At 60.2% G+C, this 15713-nt stretch carries 13 protein-coding genes; 9 read left to right on the top strand and 4 right to left on the bottom strand.

All coding sequences use genetic code 11. The features are described from left to right. Positions 1-107: 107 nt before the first annotated feature. On the top strand, positions 108-806 hold the full coding sequence (locus tag ACZ5C3_RS01570; protein ID WP_464038470.1) for a DUF1223 domain-containing protein: 699 nt from the start codon (positions 108-110) through the stop codon (positions 804-806). A gap of 457 nt (positions 807-1263) precedes the next feature. After that, on the top strand, positions 1264-1626 hold the full coding sequence (locus ACZ5C3_RS01575; RefSeq protein WP_464034736.1) for a DUF2794 domain-containing protein: 363 nt from the start codon (positions 1264-1266) through the stop codon (positions 1624-1626). 4 nt (positions 1627-1630) lie between these two features. Here ACZ5C3_RS01575 and ACZ5C3_RS01580 read toward each other — a convergent pair whose 3' ends face one another. From ACZ5C3_RS01580 to ACZ5C3_RS01595, 4 genes are all read right to left on the bottom strand, one after another. Next, positions 1631-2158: an N-acetyltransferase family protein gene (locus tag ACZ5C3_RS01580; RefSeq protein WP_464034737.1), complete on the bottom strand. Its 528-nt coding sequence runs from the start codon at positions 2156-2158 to the stop codon at positions 1631-1633. Positions 2159-2239: 81 nt separating this feature from the next. Beyond that, entirely contained in the window at positions 2240-3031 is a 792-nt protein-coding gene (locus ACZ5C3_RS01585; protein WP_464034739.1) for a Bax inhibitor-1/YccA family protein, read from the bottom strand. Positions 3032-3238: 207 nt separating this feature from the next. Further along, entirely contained in the window at positions 3239-5773 is a 2535-nt protein-coding gene (locus ACZ5C3_RS01590) for an ABC transporter permease (protein WP_464034740.1), read from the bottom strand. 32 nt (positions 5774-5805) lie between these two features. Then, complete coding sequence (locus ACZ5C3_RS01595) at positions 5806-6543, bottom strand: ABC transporter ATP-binding protein (RefSeq protein WP_464034741.1); 738 nt, start codon at positions 6541-6543, stop codon at positions 5806-5808. On the opposite strand from ACZ5C3_RS01595, the gene ACZ5C3_RS01600 reads away from it, so the two are divergent. The 7 genes from ACZ5C3_RS01600 (at position 6542) to ACZ5C3_RS01630 (ending at position 15624) form a co-directional block, all read left to right on the top strand. Continuing rightward, positions 6542-7240 (top strand): arylesterase, encoded by a 699-nt coding sequence (locus ACZ5C3_RS01600; RefSeq protein WP_464034743.1) that lies wholly within the window; start codon positions 6542-6544, stop codon positions 7238-7240. The two genes, ACZ5C3_RS01595 and ACZ5C3_RS01600, sit on opposite strands and share 2 nt — an antisense overlap. A 155-nt stretch (positions 7241-7395) precedes the next feature. Next, positions 7396-7932, top strand: coding sequence for an RNA 2',3'-cyclic phosphodiesterase (thpR, locus tag ACZ5C3_RS01605; RefSeq protein ID WP_464034745.1), 537 nt, complete (start codon positions 7396-7398; stop codon positions 7930-7932). Positions 7933-8055: 123 nt separating this feature from the next. After that, positions 8056-9237, top strand: a complete 1182-nt coding sequence (gene zapE / locus ACZ5C3_RS01610) for a cell division protein ZapE (RefSeq protein WP_464044461.1) — start codon at positions 8056-8058, stop codon at positions 9235-9237. 156 nt (positions 9238-9393) lie between these two features. After that, positions 9394-10362, top strand: a complete 969-nt coding sequence (gene mdh, locus ACZ5C3_RS01615; protein ID WP_464034746.1) for a malate dehydrogenase — start codon at positions 9394-9396, stop codon at positions 10360-10362. 88 nt (positions 10363-10450) lie between these two features. Then, positions 10451-11647 (top strand): ADP-forming succinate--CoA ligase subunit beta, encoded by a 1197-nt coding sequence (gene sucC, locus ACZ5C3_RS01620; protein ID WP_464044462.1) that lies wholly within the window; start codon positions 10451-10453, stop codon positions 11645-11647. Between the two features lie 4 nt (positions 11648-11651). Then, a complete protein-coding gene (gene sucD / locus ACZ5C3_RS01625) occupies positions 11652-12536 on the top strand; it encodes a succinate--CoA ligase subunit alpha (RefSeq protein ID WP_464044463.1) in 885 nt (294 codons plus the stop codon). A gap of 136 nt (positions 12537-12672) precedes the next feature. Further along, complete coding sequence (locus tag ACZ5C3_RS01630; protein WP_464034752.1) at positions 12673-15624, top strand: 2-oxoglutarate dehydrogenase E1 component; 2952 nt, start codon at positions 12673-12675, stop codon at positions 15622-15624. Positions 15625-15713 lie beyond the last annotated feature (89 nt).

The following is a 15713-nucleotide window of genomic DNA, read 5'->3' on the forward strand; positions in this document are numbered from 1 at the left end:
ACTGAGTTAAAACGAGGACAGTGGACGTGAACCATCGAGACTCCAGCGCAGAAACGAAAGCGGTGGGCAAGCTTGCCCAGCGGCTATCGCATTTGCTCGGGGTCTGCATGGTTTTTGCCATGGCCACGCCTGCTGGAGCTGATCCGCGTGCGGTGGTCGAGCTGTTCACGTCACAGGGTTGCTCGTCGTGTCCACCGGCAGACAAAGTTCTTGGTGATCTTAGCAAGGACCCGTCTGTCATCGCGTTGAGCTTGCCGATCGATTACTGGGATTATCTCGGCTGGAAGGACACTCTGGCAGATTCTCGTTTCAGTGCGCGCCAAAAAGCGTATTCGCATGTGCGAGGCGATCGCGGTGTCTATACGCCGCAGGCTATTGTCAACGGCTCGGCGAACGTTCTCGGCAGTGACAAAGCCGGTATCGAGACAGCAGTAAGCAGCACCAAGGGTGTTGATGGCACAATGTCGGTGCCGGTTACGATGACGAGGTCCGGTCGCCAGATCAATGTCTCGGTCGCGGCCTCGGATACCGCAGGCCGAAGCGGCGAAGTCTGGATCTGCGCTGTGTCGAAGGCGGTTCCCATTACGATTGCCAAGGGTGAAAACCGCGGACATCAGATCACGTACCATAACGTGGTACGGAACATACTGAAGGTCGGCGACTGGAACGGCAGCGCAAATAGCTGGAGCGTGCCGATCGAGAATATCGCGCGCGAAGGCGTCGATGCGGCCGCCGTCTATGTTCAGGACGGTAATCGCGACAAGCCCGGGCCAATGCTCGGCGCAGCTTTTACCTCCCTTAACTAATCGGAAACTTCTCAGCCGCGCGCTGGCGCCGGCGTGGTTTCGATAATCCCCCCGTTGCCAATTCTTTTACACGCACCCGGGCGAGACGTGCAGCGGTCGCCGCTAGCCAACAAAAAAGGCCAGCTTTCGCTGGCCGGAAAGATTGGGGATCTACCTGACTGCGAAGAATTCGACCCGATCCTATCGACCCCGGGGGGCTGGGGGCTGAGGAATCCGGTGCCAAAAGGACCGGGTCAACGCAGTGTTTTGTTATTCGCAGCCCAGAGCGGCGGCGTATTGGCCGAATTCAGGCAGCATTATGATTTCGACTAAACTGGCCGTGATTGTTCCGTGAGCAGCCAGTAGCCGGTGGATAGCGAATATCAAATCCACTCCACTGGCTGCCCCGAACGCCATTTCAAGCTTGCAGGCCCCGCCAGACCGGGGGACTATGTCGGTTAAGTGACAGGAGGCGCCGATGAATCCAGGCGAGACAGATCCCAGCGAGATTCGGGGGCCGGAGCGCAGCACCACGCCGCTCCCGCCCCAGAGCGTAACCTTCAACCGCCTCGAACTGAATCGTATCCTCAACCTCTACGGGCGCATGGTTGCCGATGGCGAATGGCGTGATTACGCCATCGATTTCCTCAAGGACCGGGCAGTGTTTTCGATTTTCCGTCGGTCATCGGAAGTGCCGATTTATCGCATCGAGAAAGACCCGCGGCTGGCGCGCAAACAAGGCGCCTACAGCGTGATCGCGGCCAGCGGACAAATTCTGCGTCGTGGTCACGAACTGGAGCGTGTGCTGCTGGTCATTGATCGCAAGCTCGCTCTGGTCTGAGGGTTTACGCCGGAACGGTGGTTGCTCCGGCCCCGAGCGCGCGTTGCATCATCACCGTATCGAGCCACCGCCCGAATTTGAATCCGACATTCGGGTGCGTTCCGATCATCTGAAATCCGGTCCGGGCGTGCAGGGCGACGGAGCCCGCATTCGCGGAGTCGCCGATGACTGCGATCATCTGGCGATAGCCGCGGACTTCCGACTGCGCAATCAGCTCGATCATCAACGCTGTTCCGATGCCGCGACGATGGCTTGAGGGCGCCAGGTAGACGGAATTTTCCACTGTGAAGCGATAGGCCGGGCGGGGGCGATAGGGGCCCGCATAGGCGTAGCCCACCACCCGTCCTTCAATCGTTGCCACGAGGTACGGAAAGCCCCCCTCTTGAAGGGCATTGAACCGCCGGGTCATCTCGGTGGTGTCTGGAGGGGTCAATTCGAAGGTCGCCGTGCCGGTGCGGACTTCGTGATCGTAGATATTGGTGATGGCTGGAATGTCCGCCAGAGCGGCGGACCGGATCGCGGGATTTGACATGGGGAGCAGCTTAATTTTGCGCCGCGCAAAACAAAAGCCCCGGCTTTTGGCCGGGGCTTTCCTCAGATCTATCGATCCTGATTAATCGCGCTGTCCGAGCAGCTGCAGCAGCAGCGTGAACAGGTTGATGAAGTTCAGGTAGAGCGAGAGTGCACCGGTGATCGCCGCACGCTCTGCAATGTCACCACCCTGACCAGCGTAGCCGTAGATGTAGTCGTTCTTCAGGCGCTGCGTATCCCAGGCGGTCAGGCCCGCGAATACCAGCACGCCGATCACCGACACCACGAACTGCAGCATCGAGCTTGCCAGGAATATGTTCACCAGGCTCGCGATGATGATGCCGAACAGGCCCATCATGAGGAACGAGCCCATGCCGGTCATGTCACGCTTGGTGGTGTAGCCGTAGAGGCTCAGCGCACCGAACGAAGCCGCCGTGATGAAGAACACCCGCACGATCGAGGAGTGGGTGTAGACAAGGAAGATCGACGACAGCGAGATGCCCATCAGTGCCGCGAACACCCAGAACAGCAACTGGGCTGTCGCGGGCCGCAGGCGGTTGATGCCGAACGAGATGGCGAACACCATGACGAGCGGCGCAAGGATGAACACCCACTTCAGCGGGCTGACGAACATGGCCACGCCAAATGACGTCAGGTAGGTGTTGCCGATCCTGCCGGCGGCGCCGGCAGCATCAGGCGTCACCGCGCCCATGTAGACGCCGAGTGCGGCGAGGCCAGTGATGGCCAGGCCGATCGCCATGTAGTTGTAGATCTTGAGCATGTACGAGCGCAGGCCCGCATCCACGGTCGCGGCATCAGCGCGCCCGGCGGCCCGGCCGAACGGAGAATTATAATTACGGTCCAAGTCCGACATTGTCGAAACCTCTTGGTTGACTGACGAACGCGAAGGGTCTGCGCCGTCAGCTATGAGTCCTTCCCGGAGACCGAATTGATAGACCATTCCGTGATGGCATCAAGCCGAATTCCGAACCCGCTCAGTATGTGGGAAATTAACACACACGACGCAAGCTTGGGCGCGCGGCTGAATGTCGCAAAACCAGCACACGCCTGCTACATATTGTCATAAGTTTCGCAGCACCGTCGCGGGTTTTTGGTTAAGGGCAAGTAATGTTCCCGCGAGCCCGAGACCGACCGTCACGACGAGTGCTGCCACCACCACGATAGCCGCGCTTCCGGCCTGCCAGACAAAGCTCAAGGTCATGAGGCGTGTCACAATCTGCCAGGCGGCGATTGATCCAACGGCTACCCCGAAGATGGCGGTGGCCAGGCCGATGATGAGGTATTCGAGTGCATACGCGCCCAACAACCGTGTGCGCGTCGCGCCCAGCGTCTTCAGGATCACCGCATCATAGACGCGATGCCGATGCCCGGCCGCCAGCGCTCCGCCCAGCACCAGAAGGGCTGAAATCAAGGTGACTAGACTGGCCCCGCGAATAGCCAGAATGAGATTTGTCACAACTTTCCCGACGGACTCGAGGGCCTCGCGGACCCGGACGCTGGTGACATTCGGGAAGGCCGCCGCCACCGCCTTGACGAGCTTGGCGTCGCTCTCGGTACTGGCGTTGTGCTCCGTCAAAGTTGCAAGGTCGGTATGCGGCGCGCCGGAGAATGCCTTCGGCGAGTAGACCAGGACGAAATTGATCCCGAGACTTTGCCAGTCCACGTTCCGCAGGTTGCTGATCTTGGCCGTGATATCGCGGCCCAGCACGTTCACGGTGATGTCGTCGCCGACCTTGAGGTGAAGCCCTTCGGCGATCTTCTTTTCAAGCGAGACGAGCGGCGGGCCGCTGTAGTCGGCGCTCCACCACTCTCCCTCGACGACCTTTGAACCACGTGGCACCTCGGTGGCGTAGGTCAGGCCACGGTCGCTTTGCAGGACCCAGGCAGTATCAACACCGGGCTTGATCTCTTCAGCTCTGACGCCGTTGGCTGCCACGATGCGGCCGCGCAGCATCGGCACGGACGCGATGTTGGCGTTGGGCGCTTTCTCTTTCAGGAAGTCCGTAAAATTCCCGGCCTGCGCGGACGGAATGTCGATGAAATAGAAGGATGGTGCGTGCTCCGGCAAAGACGCGGCAAACTGCCGCCGAAGATTGCCGTCGATCTGGGTCACGGTCACCAAAACCGCGAGCCCGAGTCCGAGCGATATCACCACGGACGGCGTTAAGGCACCCGGCCGATGAATGTTCGCGATCGCGAGCCGCAGCATGGTCAGGCGCGGGCGCGGCAAGCGTCTCGCCAGAGCCATCAACGCGAATGCGGTCGCACGCAGAACGATGAAAACGCCGATCGATGAGACGACAAAGACAGTCGCGACACGTTTGTCGTAGGCGAGACCAATTGCAATTGTGATCAGAAGCGCGATCACTCCGGCCATCAAAACGAGATAACGCCGTCGCGGCCAATGAAATTCCGATGTCACGCTTTCGCGAAACAACGTGGCCACCGGCACATCGTGAACTTGAGCAAGCGGCCACAGTCCGAAAGCGAGCGCCGTCAGAAGGCCGTAAACAAACGACAGTGCAAGTTCGCCGGGGTGGAACGTCGGATCGACCGGCAGCGGCAGGATATGTCCGAAGACGCCGACGATGACAAATGGCAATGCCGCGCCGATCACGAGTCCGATCACTGATCCGACAGTCGCGAGGATCATCACCTGTGTCAGATAGATCGTGAATACCTCGCGGCCGGTCGCGCCAAGCGCTTTGAATGTCGCGACGACATCGCGCCTGCGGTCGAGATGGCTTTTAACGGCGTTGGCGACGCCGACACCGCCCACCAGAAGTGCGGCAAGGCCGACCAACGTCAGGAATTGCGTGAACCGTGTAATGTTGCGCTCGAGTTGCGGTGACGCGTTGCTGCGGCTGCGGATCTCCCATCCCGCTTCGGGCAAGGCCTTTTGCGCCTCATCTGTGAGCCTTTGCGACGCAAGTTCGGTGTTTGCGGTATCCGGCAGGCGGACACGATACACCCAGCGTACCAGCGAGCCCGGTTGCAACAGGCCCGTTGCGCGTAAAGCGTCCTCGCTGATGAGGAAGCGTGGTCCCAGGCCGACGCCGGACGCGAGCTTGTCGGGCTCAGCTTCAATGGTACTGCGAATCTGGAAGTTGGCGCTTCCGACGGTGACATGATCGCCGATCTTCAAGCCGAGACGGGCCAGCAAGATCGGATCGGCGCCAGCCCCGAATACCCCGTCACGTTGTGCCAGCAAATCATGGACAGGTATCTGCGGCGTAAGTGAGAGCTCGCCGAGCATCGGATAGCTGTTGTCGACGGCTTTCAAATCGATCAGGGCAAATTCACCGCTGGTCGACCGCGCCATCGCGCGCAAGAAGGCGGCGGATGAGATCTGACCATGAGCATCAAGGAAGTCGCGCTCTTGCCGAGTTGCTTCGCGTTGGATCAATGCGAAGGAAAGGTCGCCGCCAAGCAGCGTGCGCCCTTGATGTTCAAGTCCTTCGCTGAGGCTTCCAGAAACCGAGCCCACGCCGGCGATGGCCATGACGCCGAGTGCGATGCAGGCGATGAAAACGTAGAAGCCGCGCAAACCGCTACGCAATTCACGCACCGCGTAACGGATTGCGAGACTCAACATGCGGTTGGCTGCCACTGGCATAGTCGCCGCCGTCACAGGGTTGCTTTCTCCGCCCAATGCCTGTCGATTGTCGGTCCGTCGATCCGGCCCGAACGTAGACGAATGACGCGATCGCAGCGCTGCGCCAGATTGATATCGTGGGTGACCAGCACCAGCGTCATGCCGCGCTCGAGATGCTTGGCGAACAACAGATCGACAATCTGTTTGCCCGTGGCCTCATCGAGATTGCCGGTTGGTTCATCGGCCACAAGGATGGCGGGGTCGGGCGCAAGCGCGCGTGCGAGTGCGACGCGCTGTTGTTCGCCGCCGGACAGCTGCGAGGGATAGTGGTGCAAGCGTTCGCCGAGCCCGACATCCGTGAGTTCTTTGGCGGCGCGCGTCGAGGCATCTGCGCGGCCGGCAAGCTCGAGCGGGACAGCAACGTTCTCTAGCGCCGTCATGGTCGGAATGAGATGGAATGATTGAAAGACAATACCGACGTGCCGACCGCGAAAGCGGGCAAGGGCATCTTCATCGAGGTCATTGAAAGAAATTCCGTTGACCACCACTTTTCCGCTGTCAGGACGCTCTAATCCCGCCATGACCATGAGGAGAGTGGATTTACCCGATCCCGAGGGCCCGATCAGGCCGACGGTTTCGCCGGAAGCAACGCTCAGGCTGATGTCCTTCAGGATGTGAACGCGCGCGGCGCCGCTTCCAAGTGAAAGGTTAACGCCTGAAACAGAAATGGTATCGGATGTCACGCTCGAGGATTCAATGAAACTGTCCATGGATATGTCATATGGGGCTTTGGGCCGCGGGGTCGAGGGGCTTGCGCGTGTGTTCATGGTCGCAGCGGCGGGGATAATGATGGCGATGTCGGGGCCGGCACGGGCGCAGACGCCCGATGTCAAAAATGTGAAGCCGATCAAGCTGGCCGTTCTCGGCGATTCATTAACGGCTGGTTACGGATTGCCTGCGTCGGCGGCCTTTCCCGTTCGCTTACAGAAAGCTCTGCAGGAGAAGGGAATCGCGGTCGACGTCCTGAATGCCGGGGTATCAGGCGATACCGCCACCGGCGGGCGTGACCGGCTCGACTGGTCGATACCTGACGGAACGGAGGCCGTGATCGTCGAGCTCGGCGCCAATGACGCGCTGCGCGGCGTTGATCCTGCGACGACCCGTGCGGCCCTTGAAGACATCCTGAAAAAACTGAGGGCGCGGAACATCGCGGTGATGTTGTGCGGCATGTATGCGCCACCAAACCTGGGCGCGGACTATGGCGCAAAGTTCAACGGCATCTATCCCGATCTCGCGAAAGCCTACAATGTTCCGCTGTACCCGTTCTTCCTGGATGGCGTTACGGGTGATGCGAAACTGACTCAGTCTGATGGCTTGCATCCGACTGCCGCCGGAGTGGACATCGTTGTTCAGCGGATTCTGCCCACCGTTGAGGCATTTCTGAGAGATCGTGGACCGGCAGGCTGATTCGGATAGGAACGCCAGATCCACCGCATAGCGGCCTGAGGCGTCCATGAAGGATTTTTGCCGTTCCCGTGATGGTCGCTTCGCACTGTCATGGCACTGCGGTAAAAATAACGACGGGTGATTCGTGATCCTCTTCCGCATCGAGGAGACCTGTGATGCCACGTTTGTTCACCGGACTGGAAATTCCCCCCGACATTAGTGAGAAGCTTTCGAGTCTGCGCGGCGGATTGCCGGGCGCGCGCTGGATTGATCCTGAAAACTATCACGTGACGTTGCGCTTTATCGGCGACATCGACGGTTTGGCTGCCAACGAAATCGCGTCCACTCTCTTCCGAATCAACCGCAAGCCGTTCGAGGTGGAGGTCCAGGGGCTGCAGAGTTTTGGCGGCAAGAAACCGCGTGCCGTGGTGGCATGCGTTGTACCAAGCAAGCCGCTGATGGAACTACAGGCCGAGCTCGAGCGCCTGATACGACGCCTCGGGCTGGATCCCGAAGGACGCAAATTCATTCCCCATGTGACGCTGGCGCGGTTGCGCGATGCATCCGACCGAGACGTTGCGGACTATCTGTCGCTGCGCGGCTATTTCCCGAAGCGCACGTTCATGGCCTCGCGCTTTGTTCTGTTCTCCTCGCGGACTTCGGTAGGCGGTGGTCCCTACGTTGTCGAAGCCCCCTATGCGCTGAGTGCATAGAGCGTTTCCACCCAGCAAAATCGAGGATTACCGAGGCGCGTCTCACCAAATGAGACCGCGATTTCGCGGTCTCGCACCTTTGTAGTCTTGCATTTTTCGCGGCGTTGAGGCCGTTAGCAGGTCATGAACGCCCCGACGCCCGCCTCCTTCCGCAGGCACTATCAAGCTCTCGTTGCCGCTGGCACAATCGAGGCCGATCCGGCCCAGGCCCAGGCTGTGGAGGCTTTTTCGGCGCTTGAGGCGCGGCTCGCAGGCTACAAACCAGGCCGTGGCGGACTGCTGCAACGGTTGTTCGCCGACAAGGACGCAGCTCCGATCCGAGGCCTCTACATTCACGGTGAAGTCGGCCGTGGCAAAACCATGCTGATGGATCTGTTCTTCAATGACAGCTCCGTCGCGCATAAACGCCGCGCGCATTTCCATGAATTCATGGCCGACGTCCATGAGCGCATTCACGGCTTTCGCCAGAAGATCGAGCGCGAGGAAATCTCCGACAGCGATCCGGTGCGGCTCGCGGCCAATTCGATCTTCGACGAGGCATGGCTGCTCTGTTTCGACGAGTTTCACGTCACCGACATCGCGGACGCCATGATCCTCGGCCGGCTGTTTTCGCGGTTGTTCGAGCTGGGAACGGTTGTTGTCGCGACGTCGAACGTTGCGCCGGACGATCTCTACAAGGGCGGCCTCAACCGGGCGTTGTTCCTGCCCTTTATTGAGCAGTTCAAGGCACGCATGGATGTCCTGCGGCTCGATGCGCGAACCGATTTCCGCATGGAGAAGCTTGCCGGCATCAAAATGTGGCTGGTGCCTGCGGATGACGCGGCGAAAGCCGCGCTCGATCAAGCCTGGGTCAAACTCACCGGCGGCGCAGCCGCCCGTCCGCTCGATGTCACCATCAAGGGGCGGGTGCTGCACATCCCGCATTCGGCGCACGGCGTTGCGCGCTTTCCGTTCGCGGATTTGTGCGAGAAACCGCTTGGGGCTTCGGACTATCTGCGGCTTGCGCGTGACTACCATACGTTGATCATCGACCGGATTCCGGCGATGGGCTACGAGCAGCGTAACATCGCCAAGCGGTTCATCACGCTGATCGATACGCTTTACGACAATGCTGTGAAGCTTATGGCGTCCGCGGATGTCGACCCACTGTCGCTCTACACCGCGACGGAGGGGATCGAGGCGAACGAATTCAAGCGCACGGCGTCACGCCTGATTGAAATGGGCTCTGAATCGTATCTGGCACTGCCCCATGGCCGCAGCGATTCGACCGCCAGTGGCGCCACCACCGGCCTGGTTGAAACCTGATGCCAAGGGTGGAGGCCAAGCGCGGATATCACGCGTCAGGCCTACCCGATGCTTTATTGGGCGCTGGGCGACTTGAACGCGTCTCGCGAAAGGTCTAACCAGCCGTCCAGACTTTCCCTCTCCTTCCCAACGTCGACTTCAAAGGACAGATTTCCCATGGCACGTGACAAGATTGCGTTGATTGGCTCAGGTCAGATTGGTGGCACGCTCGCTCATCTCGTTGGCCTGAAAGAGTTGGGCGACGTGGTCATGTTCGATATCGCGGAAGGCGTTCCGCAGGGTAAGTCGCTCGATATCGCGCAGTCGTCCCCGGTCGACGGCTTCGATGCCCACTTCTCGGGCGCGAACTCCTACGAGGCGATTGACGGCGCCAAGGTCGTGATCGTCACCGCCGGCGTTCCCCGCAAGCCGGGCATGAGCCGCGATGACCTTCTCAGCATCAACCTGAAGGTCATGGAGCAGGTCGGCGCGGGCATCAAGAAGTACGCTCCCGACGCTTTCGTGATCTGCATCACCAACCCGCTCGACGCCATGGTCTGGGCACTGCAGAAGGCCTGCGGTCTGCCGCACAAGAAGGTCGTTGGCATGGCCGGCGTGCTCGACTCGGCTCGCTTCCGTTACTTCCTCGCCGATGAATTCAACGTGTCGGTCGAAGACGTCACCGCGTTCGTGCTCGGCGGCCACGGCGACACCATGGTGCCGCTGGCAAAGTATTCGACGGTAGCCGGCATTCCGCTGCCGGACCTCGTCAAGATGGGCTGGACCTCGCAGGCTCGCATCGACGAGATCATCGATCGCACCCGCAACGGCGGCGCTGAAATCGTCAACCTGCTCAAGACCGGTTCGGCCTTCTACGCGCCGGCTGCTTCCGCGATCGCGATGGCGGAAAGCTATCTGCGCGACAAGAAGCGCGTGCTGCCTTGCGCCGCCTACCTCAACGGCGAATACGGCGTGAAGGACATGTATGTCGGCGTTCCGGTCGTCATCGGATCGAAGGGCGTTGAACGCGTCGTCGAGATCGAGCTCGCTGGCAAGGACCGTGAAGGTTTCGACAAGTCTGTCGGCGCCGTGCAGGGCCTGGTCGACGCTTGCAAGAAGATCGCTCCCGATCTTCTCGGCAAGTAAGGTCCGCACTTCAGCACTGTTTGTCTGATTGAGCGCGATCCGGTGGAAAGTCCTCTGGATCGCGCCTTAAAATCCTCAGAGGCGATCCATGAATATCCATGAATATCAGGCCAAAGCGGTGCTGAAGGAATTCGGCGTGCCCGTGTCGCGCGGCGTGCCGATCCTCAAGGCGTCCGAAGCTGAAGCTGCCGCGAAAGAACTCGGCGGTCCGTTGTGGGTGGTGAAGAGCCAGATCCACGCTGGCGGCCGCGGCAAGGGTAAATTCAAGGAAGCATCGGCCGGCGACAAGGGCGGCGTTCGCCTCGCCAAGTCTGTCGATGAAGTGAAGCAATTCTCCCAGGAGATGCTCGGCGCGACGCTGGTGACCGTTCAGACCGGCCCCACCGGCAAGCAGGTCAATCGCCTCTACATCGAGGAAGGCTCCGACATCGAGAAGGAGTTCTATCTTTCCGCGCTGGTCGATCGCGAGACATCCGAAGTTGCTTTCGTCGTTTCGACTGAAGGCGGCATGGACATCGAGAAGGTCGCGCACGACACACCGGAGAAGATCGTGACGTTCTCGGTCGATCCGGCCACCGGCGTGATGCCGCATCACGGCCGCAAGGCCGCGCAGGCGCTGGGTCTCAAGGGCGAACTCGCCAAGCAAGCTGAAAAGCTGATCGCGCAGCTCTATGCGGCGTTCGTCGCCAAGGACATGGCGATGCTCGAGATCAACCCGCTCATCATCACGAAAGACGGCAACTTGCGTTGCCTCGATGCCAAGATCTCGTTCGATTCGAACTCGCTCTATCGCCATCCGGACATTGTCGAACTGCGCGACACCACGGAAGAAGACGCGAAGGAAATCGAAGCGTCCAAGTATGACCTCGCCTATATCGCGCTCGAAGGTTCCATCGGTTGCATGGTGAACGGCGCCGGCCTTGCGATGGCGACCCTCGACATCATCAAGCTCTACGGCGAAAGCCCGGCCAACTTCCTCGACGTCGGCGGCGGTGCCACCGAAGAGAAGGTGACCGCAGCGTTCAAGATCATCACCTCCGATCCGAACGTGAAGGGCATTCTCGTCAACATCTTCGGCGGCATCATGAAGTGCGACGTCATCGCACGCGGCGTCATCGCCGCGGTGAAGGCTGTTGGCCTTAAGGTTCCTCTGGTTGTGCGCCTCGAAGGCACCAATGTCGAAGAAGGCAAGAAGATTATCCGTGAATCCGGCCTCAATGTTCTGCCCGCCGACGATCTCGACGACGCTGCGCAGAAGATCGTCAACGCCGTGAAGGGAAAGTAAGCCGATGTCCGTCCTGATCGACAAGAACACCAAAGTCATCTGCCAGGGCTTCACCGGCAAGAACGGCACTTTCCACTCGGAAGCTGCGATCGCTTACGGCACCAAGATGGTCGGCGGCACGTCGCCGGGCAAAGGCGGCACTAAGCACCTCAACCTGCCGGTGTTCGATACGGTTGCTGAAGCGCGTGACAAGACCGGCGCCGATGCCAGCGTGATCTACGTTCCGCCGCCAGGTGCGGCCGACGCGATCTGCGAAGCCATCGATGCCGAAATCCCGTTGATCGTCTGCATCACCGAAGGCATTCCGGTGCTGGATATGGTGCGGGTGAAGCGTTCGCTGTCGGGCTCGAAGTCGCGCCTGATCGGACCGAATTGCCCGGGCGTTGTCACCGCTGGCGAATCGAAGATCGGCATCATGCCGGCTAACATCTTCAAGCCGGGCAACGTCGGCATCGTGTCGCGCTCCGGCACGTTGACTTATGAAGCTGTGTTCCAGACCACCCAGGCCGGTCTCGGCCAGACGTCGGCGGTCGGCATCGGCGGTGATCCGGTCAAGGGAACCGAGTTCATCGACGTGCTGGAGATGTTCCTCGCCGACGACAAGACCGAGTCGATCATCATGATCGGTGAGATCGGTGGTTCAGCTGAAGAGGACGCAGCTCAGTTCCTCAAGGACGAAGCCAAGCGCGGCCGCAAGAAGCCGATGGTCGGTTTCATCGCCGGACGTACGGCCCCTCCCGGCCGTCGTATGGGCCATGCCGGCGCGATCGTCTCCGGCGGCAAGGGCGATGCAGAGTCGAAGATCGCAGCGATGGAAGCGGCTGGAATCACAGTCTCGCCGTCGCCCGCTCGTCTTGGAACGACGCTTGTCGAAAAGTTGAAAGGCTAGTTCAGTCCTTCGTTCTTTTCAGCGCGAAGTTTTGCCCTAAATAGGGTAAAAGGTGCGGCCCAATTAAAAAGCCGCCGCCCAAACCGGGCAATTTCTCCCGGTTTTTCCGCGCGATGCCAAGAATCAGGACGCGATCATGTCTCGCCAGGACGCGAATGCAAATTTCGCTATTACCTCCTTCCTCGACGGCGCCAACGCCACCTACATTGACGATCTCTACGCCCGCTACGAAAAAGATCCTTCATCGGTCGATTCCGAGTGGGCGGATTTCTTCAAGAGCCTGAAAGACCAGCCGGCGGACGTTCAGAAGAACGCCTCCGGCCCGTCTTGGGAAAAGGCCAACTGGCCCACGACCCCAAAAGACGATCTGACGTCAGCGCTCGATGGCAATTGGGCCCAGGTCGAGAAGGCCGTCGGCGACAAGATCGCGGCCAAGGCACAAGTCCCCGGCAGCGGGTTTACCGCCGCCGATGTTCAGCAGGCGACGCGCGATTCGGTCCGCGCCCTGATGTTGATCCGCGCTTACCGCATGCGCGGCCACTTCCACGCTAATCTCGACCCGCTCGGCATCGAAGGCCAGAAGGATCATGAGGAGCTCGATCCGCGGTCTTACGGCTTCACCGACGCGGACCTCGACCGCAAGATTTTCCTCGATCACGTGCTGGGTCTGGAAACCGGGACGCTCCGCGAAATCGTCGCGATCTGCCAGCGCACCTACTGCCAGACGCTCGGCGTCGAATTCATGCATATCTCCAATCCGGCGCAGAAGGCCTGGATCCAGGAGCGCATCGAAGGGCCGGATAAGGAAATCAGCTTCACTCGTGAAGGTCGCCGCGCGATCCTGATGAAGCTGGTGGAAGCCGAAGGCTTTGAGAAATTCTGCGACATCAAATTCACCGGCACCAAGCGCTTCGGCCTCGACGGCGCAGAATCGCTGATCCCGGCGCTGGAACAGATCATCAAGCGCGGCGGCAACCTCGGCGTGAAGGACATCGTCGTCGGTATGCCGCATCGCGGCCGCCTCAACGTTCTCACCCAGGTTATGGGCAAGCCGCACCGTGCGCTGTTCCATGAATTCAAAGGCGGTTCGGCCAACCCTGACGAGGTCGAGGGTTCGGGCGACGTGAAGTACCACCTTGGTGCGTCGTCGGACCGCGAGTTCGATGGCAACAAGATCCATCTCTCGCTGACCGCCAATCCGTCGCATCTCGAAATCGTTGACCCCGTGGTGCTCGGCAAGGTCCGCGCCAAGCAGGACCAGAATGGTGATCCGCCGGATCAGCGTATCTCGGTGCTGCCGCTCCTGATGCATGGCGATGCTGCATTCGCAGGTCAGGGCGTTGTGGCGGAATGCTTCGCGCTGTCGGATCTGAAGGGATATCGCACCGGCGGTTCGCTGCACTTCATCGTCAACAACCAGATCGGTTTCACGACCTATCCGCGCTATTCGCGTTCGTCGCCGTATCCGTCGGATGTGGCGAAGATGATCGATGCGCCGATTTTCCACGTCAACGGCGACGATCCGGAAGCGGTGGTGTTCGCCGCGAAGGTGGCGATCGAATACCGGCAGAAGTTCCATAAGCCGGTCGTCATCGACATGTTCTGCTACCGTCGTCACGGCCACAATGAAGGCGACGAGCCCGGCTTCACCCAGCCGGTGATGTACAAGAAGATCGCGACCCATCCGTCGACGCTCGACATCTACGCCAAACGCCTGATCGTTGATGGCGTCATGACCGAAGGCGAAGTCGAAAAGGCCAAGGCTGATTGGCGCGCACGGCTCGATGCCGAGCTGGAAGCCGGTACCGGCTACAAGCCGAATAAGGCTGACTGGCTCGACGGCAAGTGGGCAGGCTTCAAGTCGGCAGACCTGGGTGAAGACCCGCGCCGCGGCAACACCGGTGTTGCGATCAACGAACTGAAGGACATCGGCCGCAAGATCACCAAGGTGCCGGACGGTTTCCGTGTTCACCGCACGGTGCAGCGCTTCCTGGAGAACCGCCTGAAGGCGATCGAGAACGGCGAGGGCATCGACTGGGCAACCGGCGAAGCCCTGGCGTTCTGCTCCTTGATGCAGGACGGCCATAACGTTCGCCTGTCCGGACAGGACTCAGAGCGCGGCACCTTCTCGCAGCGTCACACGGTGCTGTTCGATCAGGAAGACGAGAGCCGCTATACGCCGTTCAATCATCTCGGCGAGAATCAAGGACGCTACGAGGTCATCAACTCGCTCTTGTCGGAAGAAGCAGTGCTCGGCTTTGAGTACGGCTATTCGCTGGCCGAACCGAATGCTCTCTCGATGTGGGAAGCGCAGTTCGGCGACTTCGCCAACGGTGCGCAGGTCGTGTTCGACCAGTTCATCTCCTCGGGTGAGCGCAAGTGGCTACGTATGTCCGGTCTCATCTGCCTGCTGCCGCACGGCTACGAAGGCCAGGGACCGGAGCATTCGTCGGCCCGTCTCGAGCGCTTCCTGCAGATGTGCGCGGAAGACAACATGCAGGTCGCCAATCTGACGACGCCTGCGAACTACTTCCACGTCCTCCGCCGTCAGCTGAAGCGCGAGATCCGCAAGCCGCTGATCCTGATGACGCCGAAGTCGCTGCTGCGCCACAAACGTGCAGTGTCGAAGCTCGACGAAATGGGGCCGGACACTTCGTTCCATCGCGTGCTGCGCGACGATGCGGAGAAGGGCGGCGAGATCAAGCTCGTTTCGGATGACAAGATCCGTCGCGTCATTATCTGCTCGGGCAAGGTCTATTACGATCTGTTCGAGGAGCGCGAGAAGCGCGGCATCAACGACATGTACATCCTGCGTGTCGAGCAGCTTTATCCTGTACCGCTGAAGACGCTGGTGCAGGAGCTGGAGCGCTTCAAGAAAGCTGAAGTGGTCTGGTCTCAGGAAGAGCCGCGCAATATGGGTAGCTGGTACTTCATCGAGCCATACCTGGAGTGGGTGCTCAATCAGATCGGCGCTACTCACAAGCGTCCGCGCTACGCCGGCCGCGCCGCTGCCGCAGCGACCGCGACGGGTCTGATGTCGAAGCACCTGGCGCAACTTAAAGCGCTGCTCGACGAAGCTCTCGGCTGATGAACAGATGCCCGCCTTTCGCGGGCATCTAATTCTTCGGCATCTCACGTTCCCGTCTTTTGATTTGTTTGAAGCGCTGACGGCGGGCC

Source organism: Afipia dichlorophenoxyacetatis, assembly GCF_055386385.1.

Bases quoted from the DNA above. Each gene is read 5' to 3' on its own strand.
- ACZ5C3_RS01570 (WP_464038470.1), top strand. From the start codon at position 108: ATGGTTTTTGCCATGGCCACGCCTGCTGGAGCTGATCCGCGTGCGGTG.
- ACZ5C3_RS01575 (WP_464034736.1), top strand. From the start codon at position 1,264: ATGAATCCAGGCGAGACAGATCCCAGCGAGATTCGGGGGCCGGAGCGC.
- ACZ5C3_RS01580 (WP_464034737.1), bottom strand. From the start codon at position 2,158: ATGTCAAATCCCGCGATCCGGTCCGCCGCTCTGGCGGACATTCCAGCC.
- ACZ5C3_RS01585 (WP_464034739.1), bottom strand. From the start codon at position 3,031: ATGTCGGACTTGGACCGTAATTATAATTCTCCGTTCGGCCGGGCCGCC.
- ACZ5C3_RS01590 (WP_464034740.1), bottom strand. From the start codon at position 5,773: ATGTTGAGTCTCGCAATCCGTTACGCGGTGCGTGAATTGCGTAGCGGT.
- ACZ5C3_RS01600 (WP_464034743.1), top strand. From the start codon at position 6,542: ATGGATATGTCATATGGGGCTTTGGGCCGCGGGGTCGAGGGGCTTGCG.
- ACZ5C3_RS01595 (WP_464034741.1), bottom strand. From the start codon at position 6,543: ATGGACAGTTTCATTGAATCCTCGAGCGTGACATCCGATACCATTTCT.
- thpR (WP_464034745.1), top strand. From the start codon at position 7,396: ATGCCACGTTTGTTCACCGGACTGGAAATTCCCCCCGACATTAGTGAG.
- zapE (WP_464044461.1), top strand. From the start codon at position 8,056: ATGAACGCCCCGACGCCCGCCTCCTTCCGCAGGCACTATCAAGCTCTC.
- mdh (WP_464034746.1), top strand. From the start codon at position 9,394: ATGGCACGTGACAAGATTGCGTTGATTGGCTCAGGTCAGATTGGTGGC.
- sucC (WP_464044462.1), top strand. From the start codon at position 10,451: ATGAATATCCATGAATATCAGGCCAAAGCGGTGCTGAAGGAATTCGGC.
- sucD (WP_464044463.1), top strand. From the start codon at position 11,652: ATGTCCGTCCTGATCGACAAGAACACCAAAGTCATCTGCCAGGGCTTC.
- ACZ5C3_RS01630 (WP_464034752.1), top strand. From the start codon at position 12,673: ATGTCTCGCCAGGACGCGAATGCAAATTTCGCTATTACCTCCTTCCTC.